The following is a 20,711-nucleotide window of genomic DNA, read 5'->3' as shown; positions in this document are numbered from 1 at the left end:
ACTACCCTGATTCCGGCAGCTACAAACTGCATTAAGTGCAGTTGGCCTTTGAAACATGTTGTCTAACTAAAAGAAGTAATCGCTAGCCTGGTGAGGGAGCGGTTACTTCTTTTTATTTATGTAGACGACAAGAGTTACCAGCAAAGTAAGCGTGGCGATTTGGAATAAGCCAAATTGCGCCAGCAAACTAAGCACTTCATATGTCGTCATCCTACCACCTCCCTTCCTTAAGCTATCACGTGGCTTAAGGGACAAGGAACGATGGCCAACCGCCCACAATACCTATGTAGTTGCTGGTTACAGTTTACCATATGTTATGCTGAATTGGTAGAATAATAAGAATAAATGTTTGTCATTTCTTTAATGAAATAATTAAAAGCTCAGACTAATAGATAGGCCTTTCATAGTAGAAATGTTCACCTCCCTATAGCCCTAAACACATCTTCTTTCTCATCCAGGGAATCATAGATAAATCTAAAGTATGGCAGTATCAACCCCAAAAAAGATACCGTACAAATCACAGTTCCAATCAATATGTACAATGGTCTAATACCCCATAGTTCACTTAATATACCTCCAGCAAGCACGCCGAGGGGCATCATTCCTCTAATAATTAACATACGGACCGAGAAAACTTTCCCCATTAAATGATTCGGTACGATCTGTTGAGTAATCGTTGTATTATGTACATTAAAAATGGCCATCGCCATTCCACCAATATTTCGGTGGTGATTGCTAATACTATTGACTGTGTAACGCCTAATGCAATAAAAGTCGAACCGCCTATTACCAAAGCACCCAGCATAAGCATTCTGCGCCTGAACACTTTCTTTTTCCAACGAGCTTCAACAAGCATAGTCATAGAAACTGAATCGGAAGTTTCTTTTTCAAAACATATACGAAGCCCTCTACCGTAACTAACTGAGCCGATCTCAATAATTTCAAATGGTGGTGTATCGTTGATTTCCCCATATTTGGTTGTTCGGTAAGCTCCTGAAGTGTTCGACTCCTTTCGTATAGTATTTTTACGATTCTCAGCCTCACTTCATATCCCAATGCTTTATGTTTCAATATAAGAAGTTACTTGGAAGATATTTATCCGCTGGTGATATACTCGGGATAATAGAATATCTTTGTATGCTCAATATCTGCGACAATATTCCATGGCCGGTATATGTAATGCGGAATTAACAGGACATTATGAACACTGGGTTCCGGTGGATAGGTAACACCGGCTGTCGCCCATTCTACAAATGCTTCCGGTTCCATTTTTGCTTTCATATTCTGCTTTGTCTCTACATCTGTCTGCAGAATCTTGTTAGCCGATCGTGATTTGGTTTGATCACATTTTCATACCACCCTGTGATTACCTCTATTAGGTGATTTTTCAAATAATTTACTTCTACATGGCAAATAAACGCTATGTAATCGGGAAAGAATTGTCTCTCGTTTGTTTTTTTAACTTATGGATTGTCTCGGGGTTACCTTTCGCTGCATATTCTCTTTCGAACTGGAAGGAATTATCGACTAAGGGTATACAGGTACATTTCAGTTTGTTCTCAGGGAGTTCTTTGATGAATGATGTGAATTCCTCTAATGTGGTAAAATCCTTTTCATGCAACAATTGAAGAACGCTTTCCATGTGTTATTTTTCTCCACATATTCCAGATGATCACGCATTTCCACTGACAAAGCAACCCTTATTTCATCCCAATAACTTATGGGTTTCTCCAAGGAATCAAGTAACGGTGTATTTGTAATTGCCGCTATGCCTAAAGCTCTCTCCCGTAAAACAGAGTATTTCATTTCCACTTTATATGTTTCTCTTTTCCTGCTTGTTGTACTTAGTATATCCATGTAAGAACACCTCCGTATTTATATTCTATATTAATTGAATGATATATTAAATTAATATAGAATATAATATTAGATAAAATCCGAGGAGTGACTAGACACCAAATTCAAGGGGGTGTCATGTATTGGTCTTTCGAATAACAAAAGAGCAGACGCTAAAGCCTGCTCTCTGCCTTATTTCTCTTCTGTTTTATGATGATGAAGCGGGGGCGGTACCAACCAGCCTTTTTCTTTGTTAAGTTGAAGGAACTTTCCTGCGAGCGTTGCCTTCTGTGTATGAAATTGCCCAAACGTCATGGCAATGTCTTCACGGATTGCCTGCCCCATTATTTTACTGCATGTAACCATTCCTGCTGCTATTTCAGCGGAAATGGATGCTGCAATTTCCTGGTCCATAAAGCGAGCTCCTGCAGGAATATCCTCCAGTTGGGCTTGCGGGCGCTCCGGAGGTGTTGGAGGCAAACCTACTCCATTTTCCTGTAGCAGCGTTTTTATTTCATCGACATGCTGCTGTCCCTGCTGAATAGTTTCTTTTATCAGCATCCTTAGATCCTCGTCACCAGCGTGATTATGTAACGTCTGGTTCCCGGCAATTGTCGCCTCTGTTGCCATTAAAGATGACCAGACACTATACACTTCCCCATAATGCATCGGTTCATCTTTTGGATTTCCACTCAAAATTCCCATTGTTAGCCTCCTAATCAGATTCATATTTTGTATCACCTTTCTGCATTTCACAGGGTTATGTTTCCTCAGTGGCAAGGTTTTATTCATGAATATATGGATTAGGAAGCAATTGTTTTTTAGGTGGAGAATCATTGATACAATAGAGAACATGTTACCTTTAATTGTAATAGTTTTTTACTGCCAATCACTTTATAAGGCCTACTTCCCTAAATATAAATATTTATATATACTTAAACCAGTGTAAGTAAAATCATAGGAGGAAACGAATATGACAAAGAATAATAATAGCAGCAATAAAAAGGAGTTATCACGAGAACAACGAGAAGAATTACTGATAGCATTGAAAGCCCGTTTTGAGAACAACCTGAACCGCCATGAAGGTCTTGAATGGGCTGATGTCCAAACAAAGCTGGAAGCTCATACGGAAAAACTGTGGTCACTTAATGAAATGGAAATAACTGGCGGAGAACCAGATGTTGTTGGTCATGATCAAAGTGAGGACGAATACATTTTTTATGATTGTTCAGCGGAAAGTCCTAAAGGCCGTAGAAGTGTTTGCTACGATCGTGCAGGGCTGGAGTCAAGGAAAAAACATAAGCCGGAGAATAATGCTATTGATATGGCAACTGCCATGGGCATTGAACTTTTAACGGAAGAGCAATATAGAGAGTTGCAGAAACTTGAGAATTTCGATAAGAAAACGTCGAGCTGGGTGCAAACACCATCGGATATCAGAGAACGTGGCGGTGCCCTATTTTGCGATTATCGCTATGGGCATGTATTTGTATATCACAACGGTGCGTCCTCTTACTATGGGGCGAGAGGGTTTCGTGGTTCGCTAAGGGTCTGAATTTCACACAGTGAAGAAAGCCAGACTACAGCAGTAAAAAATTGATAAGATAATAAATGAATTTTATAATATACTTAGAATAAGGAACCAAGGTAGCGCTAACTACCCTGATGCTGGCCACTACAAACTGCATTAAGTGCAGTTGGCCGCTAAAACATGTTGTCTAACTAAAAGAAGTAATCGCTGGCCTGTGAGGGAGCGGGTACTTCTTTTTATTCAGGTAGACGACAAGAGTTACAATCAATGTAAGCGCAGCTATTTGGAACAAACCAAATTGTACCCAGCAAACTAAGTACTTCATATGTCGTTATCCTACCACCTCCCCTTCCTTAAGCTTTCACGTGGCTTAAGGGACAAGGAACGATGGCCAACCGCCCACAATACCTATGTAGTTGCTACTTATATTTCACCATATATTTAGCTCAATTAGAAAAATAATAAGAATGACCGTTCGAAATTCATCAGAAAACTTGGTTACCCAGAAGAGCTTACCTTTGATAGAACGCAAAGTGCCGAGATTAAGAAATGTAAATAAAGTAAAACCGCCTTATCCATTAAATGATTTCCCGAATCATTTCGCATTGAAATTATGCGAAGAAATAAATTAGGATAGTGACTAGCTAGGCACCAAAAAAGCAGACCCGAAAGCCTGTTCTCTTCTTAGAATAATCCCAGTTGCTCGCCAGACCCCTGATTAGTACGGGTAGTGCCATTAAAGGAAATAAAATTGATGTCTTTGTACCAAATCAACAAACAGCCACAAACTGGGGAGTACGTATAGTAGAAATAACAATTCTAAGGTAGAAAGCATAGTAACTCTCATTATTAACTATTTAATCAATTAGCTGAACAACCTTTTGAATGATAACTGTACAATTCTATTATTGACAATTATATTTTAAAGGTGTAAGGTAATATCTAATAACTTAATACATCGAATTTTTCTTATCCAGAGAGGTGGAGGGACTGGCCCTTTGAAGCCTCGGCAACGGACTTTTACGAGTACTGTGCCAATTCCAGTAGCGTTATGCTAGAAGATAAGAAGAGAAGGTTAATTAATTTGTTTATTCTGCCCTCTTCTTATAAATAAGAAGAGGGCTTTTTTATATTTTCAAATACATTTATGGGGTGATTTCATGGCAACGTTTAAAACAGAAAATGAATTATTGAAGGCAATTGAATTACTGAAAGAGAAAAAGTGGGTTGATCTTACACATACCTTTGGCCCGGATTCTCCACATTTTTCAGCTTTTGAAGATGCCGAGTTTAAAACACTTTTCACACATGATGACGGCTTTTTTGCACAGCGTTTTAACTTCCCCGGGCAGTACGGCACCCATATTGATGCACCGATTCATTTTGTCCGTGAACAGCGTTTCCTGGAGGAATTAAAGTTAAAGGAAGTTGTGCTGCCTCTGGTGGTAATTGATAAATCGAAGGAAGCGGAAGAAAATAATGATTTTATTCTTACTAAGGATGACATCCTAGATTTTGAAAAAGAACACGGAAAAATAGAAACAGGAACCTTTGTGGCATTGCGGACAGACTGGGGAAAACACTGGCCCGATAAGAAAGCATTTGAAAATAAAGATGATGATGGAAACAGTCGCACTCCCGGCTGGGGAATAGATGCCCTGAAATTTTTATTTGAGGAAAGGAATATTAATGCTGTGGGACATGAAACCTTTGATACGGATGCAGCTGTTGATTTACGTAAAAACGGCTCCCTCATAGGCGAATACTATGTGCTGGAGCAGGATACATTCCAGGTTGAATTGCTGACTAATCTGGATCAACTTCCTGCAAAAGGAGCTGTTATTTTTAATATTAGTCCAAAACCGGAAAAGGCAACCGGGTTCCCGGTACGTTCTTTTGCTATATTGCCATAAGCATTTTCTAATACAAAAATTCGAATAAATAAAACCAAGGAGAGAAAATAAGATGACCAAAACAAAAGTTAAAGCTCCATTTAGAGCAGATCATGTAGGAAGTTTATTAAGACCAGAGAGAATCCATATCGCGAGAAAGGATTCTCAGGAAGGTAGCATCACAGAGGAAAAGCTGCGGGAAATCGAAACTGAAGAAATAAAAAAAGTCGTTGATAAACAAATTGAAGTCGGACTGCAGGCTGTGACGGATGGCGAGATCCGCCGCAGATTCTGGCATACAGATTTTCTGGAGCATTTAAATGGTGTTGAAGGCTATATACCGGAGCAGGGCTATCAATTTAAAGGCGAGGAAACGGAAAGATATGATGTGCGTGTAAATGGAAAAGTTTCATTTAACCCGGATCACCCACATGTAAGAGACTTTATCGAATTTAAAGAAATTGTCGGGGAACGCGCTATCGCTAAACAAACCATCCCAAGTCCAAATCAGCTTTTTAATGCTGGTATCCGCAATCTTAACATATATCCGGATATTGAAGCGTATGCGAATGATGTTATTCAGACCTACCGTGAAGCAATTAAAGCATTTTATGATGCAGGCTGCCGCTACTTGCAACTGGATGATGTGTATATTGCCGGGCTGAACGCACCCAAAATTCCATTCAATGACAGCGGCTATTCACGAGAGGAATTAATCGATTTGGCATTGCGCGTGGCGAATGGTGTGTTGGATGATAAGCCCGAAGATCTTACTGTAACCACCCATCTTTGCCGAGGAAACTACCGATCCAATTGGGCTTTTGAAGGAAGTTACGCGAAAATCGCCCCAACATTATTTGCAAAAGAAAAAGTGGACGGATTTTTCCTGGAATATGATGATGACCGTTCCGGTGATTTCAACCCATTGGAATACATTCCAAATGACGGGCCGAGGGTTGTATTAGGTGTATTTACATCCAAACATGGAGAACTGGAAGATAAGGAAAATATTAAAGCACGCGTGGAGGAAGCAACAAATTACGTACCACTGGAGCAATTATGCATCAGTCCGCAATGCGGCTTTGCTTCTACGCATCACGGAAATATTTTGACCGAGGAAGAGCAATGGGCGAAGTTAAAGTATATTGTGGATATTTCTAAAGAGATTTGGGGATAAGATTTTGAGCGAACAGCTTTTGATGGCTGTTCGCTTTTAAATGTACACAGTAATTTTTTGTCATTAAATTAAACCTAGATTTATATCTGTTTTACCCACAATTGATGAAATATCGGCCAACCGTATCCGCTTATTTGAATCCCTTGTAAATTCGATTGGAAGGTGTTTTGTTCAGATGCGTGAACGGTAAAGATAATTGTACCATCCTCTTTTAATTTATTCTCGACTGCTTGGAACGCCCGAATACAACTATTCTCATCTGGCTGTTTTTTGATAGTTTCAAATCCTTGATCTAATTCCTTGATTTGAGATGCACTAAGAAACCGGCGGATCCCAAATTCATTATGAAGCAATATTAAGATGGCTAATTCAATGTTATCCTCAAAACTTTCTCCTGTATATATGGCATCGAATGATAACATCAAATTCTCATTGTAGATATCAGACAACTCAATGGGATGAACCTTAACCTTAATGCCGATTTCATTTAGTTTATCTTCCATCCAGTGGGCATCCTCTAAAAAGTCTTCAAATCGTAATGCAGCTAAATGAATTGTTTCACCATTATAGGCAGATTTGCTAAGAAACTGCTTTGCTTTTTCGATGGAATGCTTGATATTTTTATCATTACTTCTTTCTGGAATAAAGCTAGTGGAAGGTGCTACTCTTGGTTCACCAAGCTGTTGTACCATTTCACGAGAATCAATCATTTCATTTACAGCTTTTTTAAAGAAACGATTTTGGTGAGCTCCTTCCTTATTCATATTAAAAATTAAGTAGTTGCTCCCATTATCATGGATTGTAAATGTTGATCCCTCATTACTATCCTTCCCTAGATTGTCATGGGTAAAAAAGTTCAACGCATTAAAATCACTTTCAGGGAGTTGCCACATAAAAATCTTATCTAGAAAAGGTCTTCCTCGAAAATGATAATCATGAGCCTTTAAGACAATTTTTTTATCATTCATTTGGTCAATCTTGAAAGAGCCGGTTCCTATAAGAAGAGAGTCTTTGATATCTGATCCTACTGGAACAATGGACGTGAAAATAGCACTTAAAAAATTTGGGAATATGCGGTTTCCATTGTTTAAGTGAAATGATATGGTGTACTTGTTTTCAACTTTGATTTCTTGTATGCCCTCCAGTAACCATTTATTTGGAACGTTTTCTTCTGCATTTATAATTGATTGAAATGTCCACTGAACGTCTTCACTGGTTAACATGCTCCCATCATGAAATCGAATCCCTTTACGAATATAAAAAATCCAAGTCGTGTTTTCTTCATTCGCTTCCCATCCATGTGCAAGGTGGGGTTCGATAGATTTGCTAACAACATTATAATGAACCAAAGTATCAAAAACCTCACTCAGTATCTGAGCTTCTGTAGCAATAGTCACAAAGAAAGGGTTCACATTGGACAGGCTATGTTGCAAAGGTATATGTAAAATATCATTCATTTCCTCCTGGTTCTCTATGTGTTGGATACCAAAAGACCTTTGAAGTGTTGATAAAAGTGTCTCTTTTAGTTCAGGGGGAAATTTACTTTCTATTGCAAAGCTCATGGCTTCTTTTACTTTATCTTTTTTAATCAAATTATTCACAAGGAGAAGTGCTGCTTCGTCAAGCGACTTTAAAAAAGTTAAAGTAGATTTTTTACCTCGTCCACGCTGGCTTTTCCAATCTACATATCCTGCCTGAGTCCATTTTTGTACTATATGGTGAACATTTCTAGTAGAACAATATAGAATACTTGCTATTTCATTTTTAGATATAACGATTTTTTGGGCTTGTTGATATTCTGGCAAACTTTTTAAATCAATATAATACTCTAAAACATCCATATCGTGACAAACTCCTCCAAAAATATGAAATAAAAAAAAGAAATTGCACTTTTTACTTCCCATTTTCCAATATACAATAAAATTGGAAGAAGGAGAAGGAAAACTATGACTATAACAGCGTTTAAGCAATTTCATAGAAATATTAAAATTCGCATGGTGGCATCATTTATTTCAGATGTAGCAGAGATGAGTATATTTCCCTTTATGGCGATTTATTTTTCTAGTAAGTTAGGATTGGCTTGGGCGGGTGGAATTTTAACATTAACCACAGTTGTATCTATAATCTTTGGCATGTATGGTGGATTTTGGGCAGACCGGTTTGGAAGAAAGAGAGTAATGGTAGTAGGGTATATGATCCAAACAGCGTCATTTGTAATTATAGCACTTGCTAATTCACCATGGTTCGAATCGGTGTGGCTTACATTTATCATGTTTTTTCTATTAAGTATTACCACCAGATTTATCGATCCTGCTTCCGAAGCACTCTTGATCGATGTCAGTTCAGAGGAAGAACGCCCGTCAATGTATCGGTTTATTTATTGGTCTGCAAACCTTGCCTTTTCCATTGGAGTTGTGCTTGGTGGTTTATTCTTCAACACCCATAAATATGAGTTGTTTCTAGGGTTTGCCATCTTGTCAGTATTCACATTTCTATTGACACTTGGCTGGATTCAAGACCGTTATGTACCAAAGAATAAGGGAACAGAGAAAAGCGGAGTTGTTGCAGGCTTAATCACCAATTATGCAGATGTTTTGAAAGACACTCGCTTTATGATCCTTTGCCTTGCAACATTTTTTATCATTTCATTAGAATTTCATTTATATGGTTTTATTTCCGTTCGGCTTAATGAGGATATCCATGTTTCGATGTTTGGATTCTTAATAGACGGCCCTAAAATGTTAAGCATTCTAATAGTCACAAATACGATGATTGTGATTTTTGCCTCTCCTATAATCGGAAAAATGGCTCAAAAATTCAACATAAAAACTGCTTTGCATATAGGGTTGTTTATGTATGTAGTGGGTTACAGTTTCTTGGCATGGACCAATATAATAGCGGTACTAATAGTTGCAATCGCAGTTGCAACTATAGGAGAGCTCCTTTTCCAGCCCGTTCGTTCAACCTATGTAGCACAGATGGCCAGCAAAGATGCAAAAGGCTCTTATCAAGCATTAAGCGGATTAGCCATGGATGCAGGGCAGATTGGAGGCAGTTTAGGACTAGTAGTTAGTGCTATATTATCTAATGGAATGATGGCAGGACTGTTCCTCTTAATAGGTGGATTCGGAATACTGGGTTTTTATTGGTCAACGCAAGATAGGAGATTGAAAACAGAAGAAATTGCATAGAAATTCACAAAGAGATGGCAATATCTTTAGTTGCTGTCTCTTTTTTTACAGCAACTAATCAAACCAGTTGCGTGGTCAGGGGATATGGAAGCTGAAATCTCCTGTTCCAAAAAGCGGGCGCCTGCACGAATATCCTCCAATTGGGCTTGCCACCGCTTCGGCTCCGGTTGGAATGCCATTTTTTTAAATCAATATTCGAATAAATTTGGGGAGTGGCAGGCACCAAGAACAAACGTACGTCTATGAAACATGATTGTAACATGTCTATCATCTTTTTGACATTTCCTAATGTTATACTACTGCTAGAGAAAATACATATTTATACCAATTAAATTTTTATATCAATGATGTGAAGAGGAAGTAGGGAGCAAATGAGAAAAGTCATTGCAATAGTAACGGTAATTCTTGTGCTGGCAGCTTCATCTTTTAGCATCCCGACCAATGCAGATACCACGGATGAATTGAAGGATGTTCGTGAACAGCGTAAAATAATCAATGAAAATTTATCCGAAGCGGAAAGTAAAATTGCAGCGATCTTAGCACAACTGGAAACATTAAATAAAGAAATTGAACGTATAGATACAGAAAGAAGTGATTATCAAGAACGCGTTGATAAAACTGAGGATGAAATTGAGAATACGCTTGATGAGATTTCCCTTCTGGATGAAGAATTGGAACAATTAGATAGAAAGATGGAAGAAAGAAATGAAATATTAAAGGCACGTATGGCCTCTATTCAAAAAACTGGTGGTGCAATTACCTATTTAGAGGTTATTTTTGGCGCGAATAGCTTTAGTGACTTTATTAACAGAGTAACCGCAGTGAACAAGATTACAAATTCAGATGCTGCATTATTGGAACAACAGAAGGAAGATAACGATAAGAAAACGGAAAAGCAAATGGTTGTTTTTGATAAACTGAATGACTTAAATGCTTTAAAAACAGAACAAGAAGAGATGAAGACATTCATTAGTGAACAATTAGCAGATAGTGAGCAGCAAAAAGAAGCAATGGAAAATAAGAAACAGGAATTAGAGGATTTAACGAATGAATTGGGAGTAGAATCCAGTGACCTGGCTTCCCTGGAAGATGAAGTGAAGGAGCGTATAGCTGAACAAGAGAGGCAGGCTGAAATTGCGGCGGAAAAAGAACAAAGGATTGCCGAACCAGAATCGGCGGTGAGACAAGTCGCTTCTGAAGAGCCAACGCAACCGAACGAATCAAAAGATAATGAACCTAAGGAAGATACTCAAATAACAACGGTGGAAAAAGAAGAAAAAGCGAAAGAAGAAACAGACGAAAAAGAGAAGCAAGAGAACAGCGACAATAACACCTTTTCCGTAACAGCAACAGCTTACACCGCAAATTGTGATGGCTGTTCCGGTGTCACATCCACTGGTATTGATTTAAACAGCAATCCTGATGCAAAAGTCATCGCAGTAGATCCAAGTGTTATTCCCCTAGGCAGCACAGTATATGTCGAAGGATATGGATATGCCACTGCAGGGGATACAGGCGGTGCCATAAAAGGAAATAAAATTGATGTATTCGTATCAGATGAACAAGCAGCTACAAACTGGGGAGTTCGTACAGTGGAAGTAACAATTGAAAGGTAAAAAGCATGGGGGACTCGAACCCATGCTTTTTTCTGCTTAACTAAATTTAAACTAGCCTTGCAAATAATCCTTTTGGAAAATACTCATATAAACTACATCATGGTAACTCCCATTAATAAAATATTCATCTTTTAATACAGCTTCTTTCGTAAATCCTGCTCGTTTATATACATGAATGGCTTTTTCATTTGTTTTATCGACAATCAAGTATAATTTATGTAGATTTAATATATTAAATGCATAATCCATTGCAAGCCTCGTTGCCTTGCCTGAGTAACCAAAACCTTGATGAGCAGGGTCAATCATGATCGCAAATTCTGCTTTACGATGAATAGCATCAATGGAATAAAGTGCAACAAAACCCAGCTGTTCCTCCTTCTTTTTTAAAATAAAGAACCGTATATGCTCATTGTCTTTATTCTTCATATATTTTTCTTCCAGGTCTGCTTTTGTTTGATATGGTTCATCAAACCAAAAAGACATGATATTCGGATCATTCATTAAACCGTGAACAAAGTCCAGGTCTTCTTTTTCCATTGCTTTTAATACCAATTCATCAGACATTTTCTTTTCCTCCGCAATTATTTCATTTTATAAACTACTTTAAATTTCTCACATACCACTGGTATTTTATCATGAAATTCCCTATTAATAGCATCCAATTCTTTCTTAAAAAAAGTTTCATGCACGTTACGCCAATACGTTAACGAACGGTCTCCCTCTCCTTCCAAGTAGGCATGCTCTTCCGTGACTTCATCGAAAGGAACTACTTCCACAGATGTCGTTTCCGCGATGGCAATAGCTTTACCTTCTCCGTCGAGAATAATATTATGGAGACCGACATACGGCAGTGACTCATTTTCCAATTCGTATAATATATAGTTGGAAGCTGTGGCGGTCTTCTTCCCGTCCAGCACCAGTTTTGCAAGTTCATCCGCCATTTCTTTTGAATCGCCAAATGCCCATGCTTCATAATCTTTCGGTGCGTTTGGGTTTATTTTTCTATAATTCTTCCATATTTGAATAACTGTTTTATCTTCCATATATATCTACCAGCTTTCTGCATAAAAATGATATTAGTATTTTAACATGTAAGTTTCCTGCTTCCTCCACACTTTATCGATGCAAAATATTTTCATTCCAATCTAGATTTATACTTTTCAGAAAAATAATCATCCCCAAAAGAAAGGGGGTGATTAGATGTGGTAGAGGTTTTAGCCCTGATTACGACAACGATAAACTTGGCTATAGCTGTTATTAACATAACGGTTGTCATTTTATCAAAGCGTAAACAGGAAAAAGACTTTCATTCTGGTAACGACAGAAGAAAGTCCAAAAACTAAACCCCGGAGAGGATTAATTTCCTCCCTACTACATTCTACTCTTATTATATAATGAATATGCAAAATAAACAAGAGAAGAGGTATTGTTATGGCATGGACTGCTTTAGTAATTTCACTTATTACATTGGGAATTTCGTTGTACACGCTTAATTTAGTGATAAAAATAAACAAATAAGAAACCCATACTACTACCACTCAATAAGGTTTAAGACTTTTTCATTAACGAACCAAATAGTTTATATGTTTTCATCCACAAATTTTCTTTCCAATAACAAATTTGCAACCTTTTTGCCGATTGATTACCTACTTCAATTCTTCAGCAATCACCCTGTCTGTCTCCCTTCCAGTAAAAAGACATCCACCCACAAACGTCCCTTCCAGTGAACGATAGCCATGCATGCCGCCACCGCCAAAGCCGGCGATTTCTTCTGCTGCATATAGTCCAAGAATGGTACTACCGGAATCATTTATCACACGTCCGGACAGATCTGTCTGCAGGCCGCCCAGTGTTTTCCTGCTGAGTATATTTAATCGAACAGCAATCAGCGGTCCATTTTTACGGTCCAGCAGCTTATGCGGGGAAGTTACTCGGATCAATTTATCACCCAAATACTTCCTCACGCCTCGCATAGCGGTTACCTGCAAACCCTTCGTAAATACGTTATCTATTTCACGATCCCTCGCTTGAATCTGCCTTTCCACTTTCTCCCGGTTAAGCAGCTTCTTAATACTTCTCCCCGTCAAATCCGGATTTTGTTCCGAGCCTGTTAAAGCAAATTCCCGTTCAATAAATTTTTGCGTCAAAATGAACTAGGAATAATCATATCCAGTTTCTTGAATTGCCTTCAATGTCCCCAATGTATCAAAGCCCGGGAAATCCAGTGCAGGGAATCGCTTCCCTGTACCCATCCAGTCCTGCCAGGCCAATTCTTTGGATTTTTTTACTCCTATCATCCGCTGTTCCGGTGAATCCACCAAAAATAAACCGCCAAACGAACACCAGGCCTGACCACCAAATGAGCTTTCAGGCTCCTGATCCAAAAGCAGTACTTTCTTCTCCTGGTCTGCAATTTTTGCTGTTGCTATAAGCCCGGCGTGACCGGATCCTACTACGATCACGTCATATTTCACACGAGATCTCCCTAATTTATAATATCTATATATAAATATTCCCGAAAGACGGGTGATTTTCCTTTATTTCAGGGTGTTTTTCTCCTGACTCCATTTTCTTTTGGCTTGAATTAGACTATACTAAAAATAAATATAAGATATTTTTTGACTAGATACAGCGTGGTGAATGGAATGTTCAAAATCATGGTTATAGAAGACGACACAACCTTATTTGAAGAAATAAAAGAACGCCTGTCCCAGTGGTCCTACGACGTTTTTGGGATAACTGACTTTTCCAATGTACTGCAGGAATTCACGGAAAGCAAACCGGATTTAGTCATTATTGATATACAGTTGCCGAAGTTTGACGGTTTTCATTGGTGCAGAATGATCCGCGCCCACTCGAATGTGCCGATTATTTTTCTGTCATCACGAGACCATCCGACAGATATGGTCATGTCCATGCAGCTTGGTGCGGATGACTTCATTCAGAAGCCATTCCATTTTGATGTGCTGATTGCCAAAATTCAAGCGACATTGAGAAGAGTGTATAACTATAATACGGAGCAGCCATTGGAAATAAAGACATGGCATGATGCGACGATAGACTTTATCAAAGGGACAGTAACAAACAACGAAGAAACCATTGAACTGACGAAAAACGAAATGTATATTTTAAAGATCCTCGTGGAAAAGAAAAATACCATTGTCACACGCGAGGAACTGATTGAAAGCTTATGGGAAGATGAACGTTTTGTCAGTGACAATACACTGACGGTAAATGTGAACCGACTCCGTAAGAAAATGGACACGTTTGAACTTGGAAAATATATAGAAACGAAAATTGGACAAGGGTATGTCGCGATGGAAGAAACAGCTTTATGATGATGAAATTTTTAAAAGAAAGACGCAGCTGGATTTTGTTTTTTGTCGTACTGCATCTGTTGATTCTTATTGTCGGATATTTAGATGCGTCCATACCTACCTTATCTATCATGTATATTTTATTATTGTCCATTATTTTCTTTCTCCTGTTTCTCGTTATCCGTTACTTTAGAGAATCAAAATTTTACAAGGAACTCGAGGGATGGGATCGCAAGCATGAAATATTTGCTGCCCCTGAAGCGAGAACCCCTTTTGAACGAATAACCAGAGCGCATGCACAGACACAAATCGATCATTACCGAAAGATACTTGATGACCAGCTAAACCAGCTGGAATCTGAAAAAGACGAGATTTTATCCTGGATGCACGAAATAAAAACGCCGCTGACAGCAATGCAGTTAATGATTGACCGGGTCGAAGATAAGCAGCTCTCTTCCCAATTACGCTATGAATGGCTGCGGATTCACTTACTCATTGATCAGCAGCTGCATCAGCGGCGCATTCCTTCGATTGAAAATGACTTATATATTGAAAAAACATCCTTAAAACCAATCATCCACCAGGAAATCAAAGCATTACAATCATGGTGCATGCAAAAAGGAATTGGTTTTGATGTGAACTTTCCTGTGACAGATGTTTACACGGATGAAAAATGGGTCGGATTTGTCTTAAGACAGCTGTTAACCAATGCGGTGAAGTACAGTGAATCCTCTGATATAGTAATGACCAGCGAGATACAACAAGCGCAGGTCACATTGACTATACAGGATTTTGGCCGGGGCATGAATCAGCGTGACCTCCCGCGTATTTTTGATAAAGGTTTTACATCAACTACGGATCACGCCAACAGTGCTTCCACCGGAATGGGTCTATACTTGGCTAAAAAAGTCACTGATTCATTGAATATACGTATGCAAGTTACTTCCAGGTTGGGTGAAGGTACCACGTTTACGCTAACCTTTCCAAAGAAAAACGAATTTGTGGAACTTACAGGCATGTGACAACATCGTCACATGCTTCTCCTGTTTTGTTCGGAAAATGAAAGGAGTTTTTTCCGTGAATTGGCTATCCTGTTAATAGAGGGAGTGATTGATAGTGACTATTTTAAAGTCATCAAAAATTCATAAAAGCTTTGGAAATAAATTTAACAGGCAGGACGTTTTAAAGGGAATAGACCTCCATGTGGAAAGAGGAGAATTCCTAAGCATTATGGGAGCATCCGGTTCAGGGAAAACGACACTCTTGAATGTGCTCTCTTCCATCGATCATATGACGAAGGGATCCATTTTAATAGATGGTAAGGAACTCTCAGACATGAAGGAAAAACAGCTTGCTGCTTTCAGAAAAAATTACCTAGGGTTTATTTTTCAGGAGTATAATCTGTTAGATACACTAACCGTGAAGGAAAATATCTTGCTTCCTTTATCGGTGAAAAAGGTTTCAAAAAAAGAAGCTAATCAAAAGTTCCAGCAAGTTACAACAGATCTAGGCATTTGGGACATCAAGGATAAATATCCGAATGAAATTTCTGGCGGACAAAAGCAGCGTACATCTGCAGCCAGGGCTTTCATTCATGATCCAAGCATTATTTTTGCTGATGAGCCAACCGGGGCACTCGATTCCAAGTCTGCGTCGGATTTATTAAATAAATTGAGTGATCTGAATGAAAAAAGCGGAGCATCGATTGTAATGGTGACACACGATCCACTTGCCGCCAGCTACAGCAGCCGGGTCGTATTTATTAAAGACGGGCAGATTTATACCCAGTTAAATAAAGGGGATGAATCAAGGCAGGGATTTTTCCAGGATGTTATTAAAACGCAGGCTGTGCTTGGAGGGGTGCAGCGTGAATATTAATCAGCTCATATACCGCAATTTGAAGAAGAATATGAAGCACTACTATTTATATGTATTTGCCTTAGTGTTCATTTCTGCCCTGTACTTTTCTTTTGTCACATTGCAGTATGATCCGGCGATGGATGAGACCACAGGTTCCGTACGAGGAGCTGCTGCACTCAGAGCCGCTTCCATTTTCCTTGTTATTATTGTTGCTACCTTTTTAGTTTATGCAAATAACATTTTTATTAAACGGCGCAGTAAGGAAATTGGACTTTTTCAATTAATCGGGATGACCAAAGGAAAAATATTTCAGATTCTTAGTCTTGAAAACATGATTCTTTATTTTGGTTCGGTCATTGTCGGTGTGTTGTTCGGGTTTGCCATGTCACGGTTCATTATGATGATTTTATTGAAAATCACTGGAATTGAAGAAGTTGCGGCATTGCAGTTTTCCATGAATGCTTTGATTCAGACGGTGATTGTATTTGCAGGCATTTATGGCTTAATTATGATATTGAATTATGTATTCATTAAAAGACAAAGTATTTTGTCCTTGTTCCAGGTTGTTTCCACAACGGAAGCCAAGGTACAAAGGATGTCTTTTTTTCAGGTTATTATTGGCATTCTCGGGATTGCCCTAATTGTTTTTGGTTATTATTTGTCAACAGAGCTTTTTGGCGGGAACTTTACAACGATGCCCGAATTATTCGCGGCAATGGTGACTATTTTAGCCTCAGTCATTCTCGGAACCTATCTGTTTTATAAAGGATCAGTTAGCTTTATTTTTCATCTGATCCGTAAGAAAAAGTCAGGGTATCTGAATTTGAACGATGTGTTGTCTCTTTCTTCGATCATGTTCCGGATGAAATCGAATGCAGTGCTCTTGACAGTCATTACGACCGTCTCCGCATTGGCGATCGGGTTATTGTCTTTAACATATATCACCTATTATTCTGCGGAAAAAAGTGCTGAAGCAGCGGTGCCAAATCATTTTTCGATTCCGGATACAGCGGATGCTGAGGAATTTGGTGAACTTTTACAAGTTGCAAGCATTCCTTATACGGAGACGGAAATTGAATTTATCGAGGTGCATGCTGATCTCTCAGAGGTGATCGAAGTTTATGATGATCAGTTTTTTGAGCCTGAGGATACGAGCATGACCATTGTCAGTGATGAAAGTGTTGATCAAGTGAACGTTGATGCTGAAGAAACAGTATTTATTAATTCGCTTGGTGCACTAGAAGAATTTATGCAGTTGGCGGACTCCGGAGAGATCATCCTAACTGGCGGAAACAGCTCATTAGAAATGGAATACCTCGCCAAAGAAGATATAAATCTTTTGCCTTCTCTCCTTACAGGTGGCGGTTTTCCAGTTGCTGTTGTTGATCAGAATGTGTATGAGCAATTGGAAGCAGACAGAAATCCTGATGAATTTAATAATGAATTCTCTGTTTATGTTGGAATTGATATTGATCATTCAGGGGATCTTGAGCTGGCAAATAAGTTATTCATGGAACATTTCATTGAAAACGCAGGCTATGCATCACAACTGGTAATGAGTCAATCCCAAAAGCAATCGATGGGGTTAACCATGTTTATTGTAGGATTTTTAGGTTTAAGCTTCTTGATCACATCCGGCTGTATTTTATATTTTAAGCAGATGGATGAAAGTGAAGAAGAAAAAGGAAGCTATAACATTTTGCGCAAACTCGGCTTCACGCAGGCAGATATGGCAAAAGGGATACGGGTGAAACAGCTCTTTAATTTTGGAATTCCTTTAATTGTCGGTTTAAGTCACAGCTATTTTGCCGTTCAATCCGGATGGTTTTTCTTCGGGACAGAACTTTGGACACCGATGATTATTGTAATGCTGGTTTACACAGCACTGTATTCCATTTTTGGATTGCTTTCGGTTCTTTATTATAAAGAAGTGATTCGAGGTGCTTTGTAGACTTCTTATGATTTACTTGCAATATTTAATCCCCTTTGGATGCTTCATCCAAAGGGGATTTTGAAATGTGCTGTATTTTATTATGCTGCATGATAAAATGTATATAAGTAACAAAGCGTACAAAAGAGGGATTAACTTGAATATCATTATCATTATCATTTCTTATATTTTATTAAGTACCGCAGGATCGGTAGCCTATGTTGGGATATTATTATCCTTTTTTATGGTGGTCAAAAGAATTTTTAACATGGATGAATCCAAATGGAATTCCTTTTTCAAATATAAAAAAGGAAGCGGATTGTACTTTGCTATGGTTTTTCCTTATTTAGTGACACTAATTATAATGTTTCCCTTAAGTGTATTCTGGTTCGACTTGATTCACTTTGAATATCGGATATCCGGCTCCATATTTATCATTAGCTTATTAGCACTTACTGGCCTATTTAAATTTCCTAAACTTAAAGGGATGCTCCAGAATAAATATCAAGCAACCTATTGATTTACTTGCTGACTGCCTGGCGCAATCCCTTCATTGGCTTTCCAAGCAGAAAAGCCTGTATAATAGAATGTAAGCATGCTGCATATATTGTGATATGGAGGTGTAAGATTGGAACTGGAAGATATTATGGCAAAACTGCAAAAGCGGGAACCTACTATATTAGACTATGAAAAATTTAAGAAATCCGCTATTCTCATTCCCCTTCTTGAAAAAGATAATGAACTCCATCTTTTATTCGAAGTGAGATCCTTTCAAATGCGTACACAGCCGGGGGATATTTGTTTTCCGGGTGGAAGAATCGAACAACAAGACAAAAACCCGCTTCATACAGCAATTCGGGAAACTACAGAAGAATTAGGAATTGATGAAAAAGGCATTAAAGAAGTAATTCCGCTCGACTACCTGGTTTCCGATATGGGAAGAATCATTTATCCATTCATCGGCACACTTACTAATCCTGAACAGATTACCCCCCATAAAGCTGAAGTGGAAGAAGTTTTCACCGTGCCATTGTCATTTTTGTTGGAAACAAAACCGGAAAGACATACAGTGAACGTGCATGTACAGCCGGATGAATCATTTCCATTTGAATTAATCGTTGGCGGTAAAGACTACGACTGGCATGTCAGGCAAATAGACGAGCTTTTTTATAAGTATGATGGGAAAGTTATATGGGGATTAACGGCGAAAATTTTAACGCATTTTGTGGATTTAATCAGGCGGGAACCAAGCTAGTTACGTGACCTCTTTTCCGGTGGTTATAGAGCAATCGTTTATTACCCGCCTATCATTTAAAAAGATATGGATCCTATGGTCCATATCTTTTCCTATTAGTCAGCTTTAACAAGTTAAAATACAGCGTACATATTCTTTTCACCAAACTATTTCAGAGAGATAGCTATTTCAGAGAGATAGCTATTTATGAATACTTAGAGTCTTTTTTGCTATAAATTTCATATACAAAATATCCAAATAAATAACCTATCCCAGCCCCTAAACTTACTGTATAGAGTAAAGAGAATGGAGAATATATGCCAAAAATAACACCGATAGCACAACCAAAAATCATTCCCAGTGGGATTAGACTATCTAATAAATCTTGAGCTCCCTTTGATTTTTTCTTACCCAGGTTACCCTGATCATATTTATGTTTAAGTCTTCCAACTACATATACTACAATCCCGCCCACTATTACGACAGGTATCATTGCCATGACTAACTCCATGCCAAAATCCCCCGTTCACTTTTTAATTCAGAGCGTACCTGCTACTTTAAAAGTCTATGTACGTCAGATCTCCTCCACTATTACTTTTGCCGCGGAAAAAAGATCAGAAAAATACATATCAGCCTCTGCATTTTGCTGATCGATCCTTTCCCCAACAAGTATTGTTTTCACACCGGCTGATTTTCCTGCTTCAATGTCCGGCTCTCTGTCACCAATCATATAGCTTTTCGTCAAATCTACTTGATGCTTATCTGCCAAGTCCAAAATCATTTTTGGTTTCGGCTTCCGGCAAGCGCATCCCGCTTTTGGCTTATGGGGACAGTAGGCAATATCATCCACCTCTGCACCAAACGCTTCCAAATCGGCGGCCATTTTTGTATGTATATCAAGTAAAGCGGACGCTTCCATAAAACCCAGTCCAACTCCGCCTTGATTTGTTACAACAAATACTTTAAACCCTGTTTCATTGAAGATCCTAATCGCCTCGCCAACACCCTCCAATAAATAAAAATCATCTGGCTGATTTACAAATTTTACGCGGTGGCTGAGCACCTCATTGATCACACCATCACGATCCAAAAAAATTCCGGCATGCACACGAACCGCCTCCTTATCG

Annotated in this window: 19 protein-coding genes, 4 pseudogenes and 1 riboswitch; of the genes and pseudogenes, 13 read left to right on the top strand and 10 right to left on the bottom strand. The window is 38.6% G+C overall.

The genetic code is table 11. The annotated features are described in order from the left end of the window. Positions 1 to 102: 102 nt before the first annotated feature. The 4 genes and pseudogenes from ACDX78_RS04085 to ACDX78_RS04070 all read right to left on the bottom strand — a co-directional run bounded on the left by ACDX78_RS04085 (position 103) and on the right by ACDX78_RS04070 (position 2,541). Entirely contained in the window at positions 103 to 210 is a 108-nt protein-coding gene (locus ACDX78_RS04085; RefSeq protein ID WP_486025563.1) for a putative holin-like toxin, read from the bottom strand. Positions 211 to 416: 206 nt separating this feature from the next. Then, positions 417 to 835, bottom strand: a pseudogene (locus ACDX78_RS04080) (MFS transporter); the annotation flags it as partial. 23 nt (positions 836 to 858) lie between these two features. Then, positions 859 to 1,857, bottom strand: a pseudogene (locus ACDX78_RS04075) (ArsR/SmtB family transcription factor). Between the two features lie 171 nt (positions 1,858 to 2,028). Further along, positions 2,029 to 2,541: a DUF3231 family protein gene (locus ACDX78_RS04070; RefSeq protein ID WP_486025561.1), complete on the bottom strand. Its 513-nt coding sequence runs from the start codon at positions 2,539 to 2,541 to the stop codon at positions 2,029 to 2,031. A 268-nt stretch (positions 2,542 to 2,809) separates the two neighbouring features. On the opposite strand from ACDX78_RS04070, the gene ACDX78_RS04065 reads away from it, so the two are divergent. From ACDX78_RS04065 to ACDX78_RS04050, 4 genes and pseudogenes are all read left to right on the top strand, one after another. Further along, a complete protein-coding gene (locus ACDX78_RS04065) occupies positions 2,810 to 3,391 on the top strand; it encodes a DUF4256 domain-containing protein (RefSeq protein ID WP_486025559.1) in 582 nt (193 codons plus the stop codon). Between the two features lie 699 nt (positions 3,392 to 4,090). After that, positions 4,091 to 4,195, top strand: a pseudogene (locus ACDX78_RS04060) (3D domain-containing protein); the annotation flags it as partial. Between the two features lie 138 nt (positions 4,196 to 4,333). Next, positions 4,334 to 4,435: riboswitch (SAM riboswitch) on the top strand. A gap of 92 nt (positions 4,436 to 4,527) precedes the next feature. Next, positions 4,528 to 5,280 (top strand): cyclase family protein, encoded by a 753-nt coding sequence (locus ACDX78_RS04055; RefSeq protein ID WP_486025558.1) that lies wholly within the window; start codon positions 4,528 to 4,530, stop codon positions 5,278 to 5,280. Between the two features lie 52 nt (positions 5,281 to 5,332). Then, positions 5,333 to 6,436 carry a 5-methyltetrahydropteroyltriglutamate--homocysteine S-methyltransferase gene (locus ACDX78_RS04050; RefSeq protein WP_486025557.1) on the top strand — a complete coding sequence of 368 codons (1,104 nt, stop codon included), beginning with the start codon at positions 5,333 to 5,335 and terminating at the stop codon, positions 6,434 to 6,436. Between the two features lie 80 nt (positions 6,437 to 6,516). Here the strand turns inward: ACDX78_RS04050 and ACDX78_RS04045 are convergent, their stop codons facing one another. Beyond that, on the bottom strand, positions 6,517 to 8,277 hold the full coding sequence (locus ACDX78_RS04045; RefSeq protein WP_486025555.1) for an ABC transporter substrate-binding protein: 1,761 nt from the start codon (positions 8,275 to 8,277) through the stop codon (positions 6,517 to 6,519). Between the two features lie 105 nt (positions 8,278 to 8,382). Here ACDX78_RS04045 and ACDX78_RS04040 point away from each other — a divergent pair, with 105 nt between their 5' ends. Together ACDX78_RS04040 and ACDX78_RS04035 are read left to right on the top strand one after the other, a co-directional pair. After that, positions 8,383 to 9,627: an MDR family MFS transporter gene (locus ACDX78_RS04040; protein ID WP_486025554.1), complete on the top strand. Its 1,245-nt coding sequence runs from the start codon at positions 8,383 to 8,385 to the stop codon at positions 9,625 to 9,627. Between the two features lie 371 nt (positions 9,628 to 9,998). Then, a complete protein-coding gene (locus tag ACDX78_RS04035; RefSeq protein WP_486025553.1) occupies positions 9,999 to 11,243 on the top strand; it encodes a PcsB-like coiled-coil domain-containing protein in 1,245 nt (414 codons plus the stop codon). A 51-nt stretch (positions 11,244 to 11,294) separates the two neighbouring features. Here ACDX78_RS04035 and ACDX78_RS04030 read toward each other — a convergent pair whose 3' ends face one another. Further along, positions 11,295 to 11,807, bottom strand: coding sequence for a GNAT family N-acetyltransferase (locus tag ACDX78_RS04030; RefSeq protein ID WP_486025551.1), 513 nt, complete (start codon positions 11,805 to 11,807; stop codon positions 11,295 to 11,297). Between the two features lie 17 nt (positions 11,808 to 11,824). Further along, complete coding sequence (locus ACDX78_RS04025; RefSeq protein ID WP_486025549.1) at positions 11,825 to 12,286, bottom strand: ASCH domain-containing protein; 462 nt, start codon at positions 12,284 to 12,286, stop codon at positions 11,825 to 11,827. 159 nt (positions 12,287 to 12,445) lie between these two features. Here ACDX78_RS04025 and ACDX78_RS04020 point away from each other — a divergent pair, with 159 nt between their 5' ends. Continuing rightward, the gene (locus ACDX78_RS04020; RefSeq protein WP_486025547.1) at positions 12,446 to 12,586 is read left to right on the top strand and encodes a hypothetical protein; all 141 of its coding nucleotides are present in this window, start codon (positions 12,446 to 12,448) and stop codon (positions 12,584 to 12,586) included. A 303-nt stretch (positions 12,587 to 12,889) separates the two neighbouring features. Here ACDX78_RS04020 and ACDX78_RS04015 read toward each other — a convergent pair. Beyond that, positions 12,890 to 13,717, bottom strand: a pseudogene (locus tag ACDX78_RS04015) (FAD-binding protein). A gap of 171 nt (positions 13,718 to 13,888) precedes the next feature. Here ACDX78_RS04015 and ACDX78_RS04010 point away from each other — a divergent pair. The 6 genes from ACDX78_RS04010 (at position 13,889) to ACDX78_RS03985 (ending at position 19,605) form a co-directional block, all read left to right on the top strand. Then, entirely contained in the window at positions 13,889 to 14,581 is a 693-nt protein-coding gene (locus ACDX78_RS04010; protein ID WP_486025546.1) for a response regulator, read from the top strand. Further along, positions 14,578 to 15,582 (top strand): sensor histidine kinase, encoded by a 1,005-nt coding sequence (locus ACDX78_RS04005; RefSeq protein WP_486025545.1) that lies wholly within the window; start codon positions 14,578 to 14,580, stop codon positions 15,580 to 15,582. Before ACDX78_RS04010 ends, ACDX78_RS04005 begins: the two co-directional genes overlap by 4 nt. 94 nt (positions 15,583 to 15,676) lie before the next feature. Then, a complete protein-coding gene (locus tag ACDX78_RS04000; RefSeq protein ID WP_486025544.1) occupies positions 15,677 to 16,438 on the top strand; it encodes an ABC transporter ATP-binding protein in 762 nt (253 codons plus the stop codon). Next, the gene (locus ACDX78_RS03995; protein WP_486025542.1) at positions 16,428 to 18,371 is read left to right on the top strand and encodes an FtsX-like permease family protein; all 1,944 of its coding nucleotides are present in this window, start codon (positions 16,428 to 16,430) and stop codon (positions 18,369 to 18,371) included. The genes ACDX78_RS04000 and ACDX78_RS03995 overlap by 11 nt, the downstream gene beginning before the upstream one ends. Before the next feature lie 67 nt (positions 18,372 to 18,438). Further along, positions 18,439 to 18,870 carry a hypothetical protein gene (locus ACDX78_RS03990; RefSeq protein WP_486025540.1) on the top strand — a complete coding sequence of 144 codons (432 nt, stop codon included), beginning with the start codon at positions 18,439 to 18,441 and terminating at the stop codon, positions 18,868 to 18,870. Positions 18,871 to 18,978: 108 nt separating this feature from the next. Then, positions 18,979 to 19,605, top strand: a complete 627-nt coding sequence (locus ACDX78_RS03985; RefSeq protein ID WP_486025538.1) for an NUDIX hydrolase — start codon at positions 18,979 to 18,981, stop codon at positions 19,603 to 19,605. Between the two features lie 184 nt (positions 19,606 to 19,789). Here the strand turns inward: ACDX78_RS03985 and ACDX78_RS03980 are convergent, their stop codons facing one another. Continuing rightward, a complete protein-coding gene (locus ACDX78_RS03980; RefSeq protein ID WP_486025536.1) occupies positions 19,790 to 20,095 on the bottom strand; it encodes a hypothetical protein in 306 nt (101 codons plus the stop codon). A gap of 63 nt (positions 20,096 to 20,158) precedes the next feature. After that, complete coding sequence (locus tag ACDX78_RS03975) at positions 20,159 to 20,692, bottom strand: D-glycero-alpha-D-manno-heptose-1,7-bisphosphate 7-phosphatase (protein WP_486025535.1); 534 nt, start codon at positions 20,690 to 20,692, stop codon at positions 20,159 to 20,161. Positions 20,693 to 20,711 lie beyond the last annotated feature (19 nt).

The organism is Virgibacillus oceani, assembly GCF_041521345.1.
Lineage (GTDB): Bacteria > Bacillota > Bacilli > Bacillales > Amphibacillaceae > Virgibacillus_N > Virgibacillus_N oceani_A.
This window is presented reverse-complemented; position numbering and strand designations above follow the sequence as displayed.

What these genes read in the sequence shown, in the direction of transcription:
- ACDX78_RS04030 (WP_486025551.1), bottom strand. Translation starts at nt 11,807, where the DNA reads ATGTCTGATGAATTGGTATTAAAAGCAATGGAAAAAGAAGACCTGGAC.
- ACDX78_RS04085 (WP_486025563.1), bottom strand. Translation starts at nt 210, where the DNA reads ATGACGACATATGAAGTGCTTAGTTTGCTGGCGCAATTTGGCTTATTC.
- ACDX78_RS04025 (WP_486025549.1), bottom strand. Translation starts at nt 12,286, where the DNA reads ATGGAAGATAAAACAGTTATTCAAATATGGAAGAATTATAGAAAAATA.
- ACDX78_RS04070 (WP_486025561.1), bottom strand. Translation starts at nt 2,541, where the DNA reads ATGGGAATTTTGAGTGGAAATCCAAAAGATGAACCGATGCATTATGGG.
- ACDX78_RS04055 (WP_486025558.1), top strand. Translation starts at nt 4,528, where the DNA reads ATGGCAACGTTTAAAACAGAAAATGAATTATTGAAGGCAATTGAATTA.
- ACDX78_RS04050 (WP_486025557.1), top strand. Translation starts at nt 5,333, where the DNA reads ATGACCAAAACAAAAGTTAAAGCTCCATTTAGAGCAGATCATGTAGGA.
- ACDX78_RS04065 (WP_486025559.1), top strand. Translation starts at nt 2,810, where the DNA reads ATGACAAAGAATAATAATAGCAGCAATAAAAAGGAGTTATCACGAGAA.
- ACDX78_RS03980 (WP_486025536.1), bottom strand. Translation starts at nt 20,095, where the DNA reads ATGGAGTTAGTCATGGCAATGATACCTGTCGTAATAGTGGGCGGGATT.
- ACDX78_RS04040 (WP_486025554.1), top strand. Translation starts at nt 8,383, where the DNA reads ATGACTATAACAGCGTTTAAGCAATTTCATAGAAATATTAAAATTCGC.
- ACDX78_RS04035 (WP_486025553.1), top strand. Translation starts at nt 9,999, where the DNA reads ATGAGAAAAGTCATTGCAATAGTAACGGTAATTCTTGTGCTGGCAGCT.
- ACDX78_RS04005 (WP_486025545.1), top strand. Translation starts at nt 14,578, where the DNA reads ATGATGATGAAATTTTTAAAAGAAAGACGCAGCTGGATTTTGTTTTTT.
- ACDX78_RS04010 (WP_486025546.1), top strand. Translation starts at nt 13,889, where the DNA reads ATGTTCAAAATCATGGTTATAGAAGACGACACAACCTTATTTGAAGAA.
- ACDX78_RS04045 (WP_486025555.1), bottom strand. Translation starts at nt 8,277, where the DNA reads ATGGATGTTTTAGAGTATTATATTGATTTAAAAAGTTTGCCAGAATAT.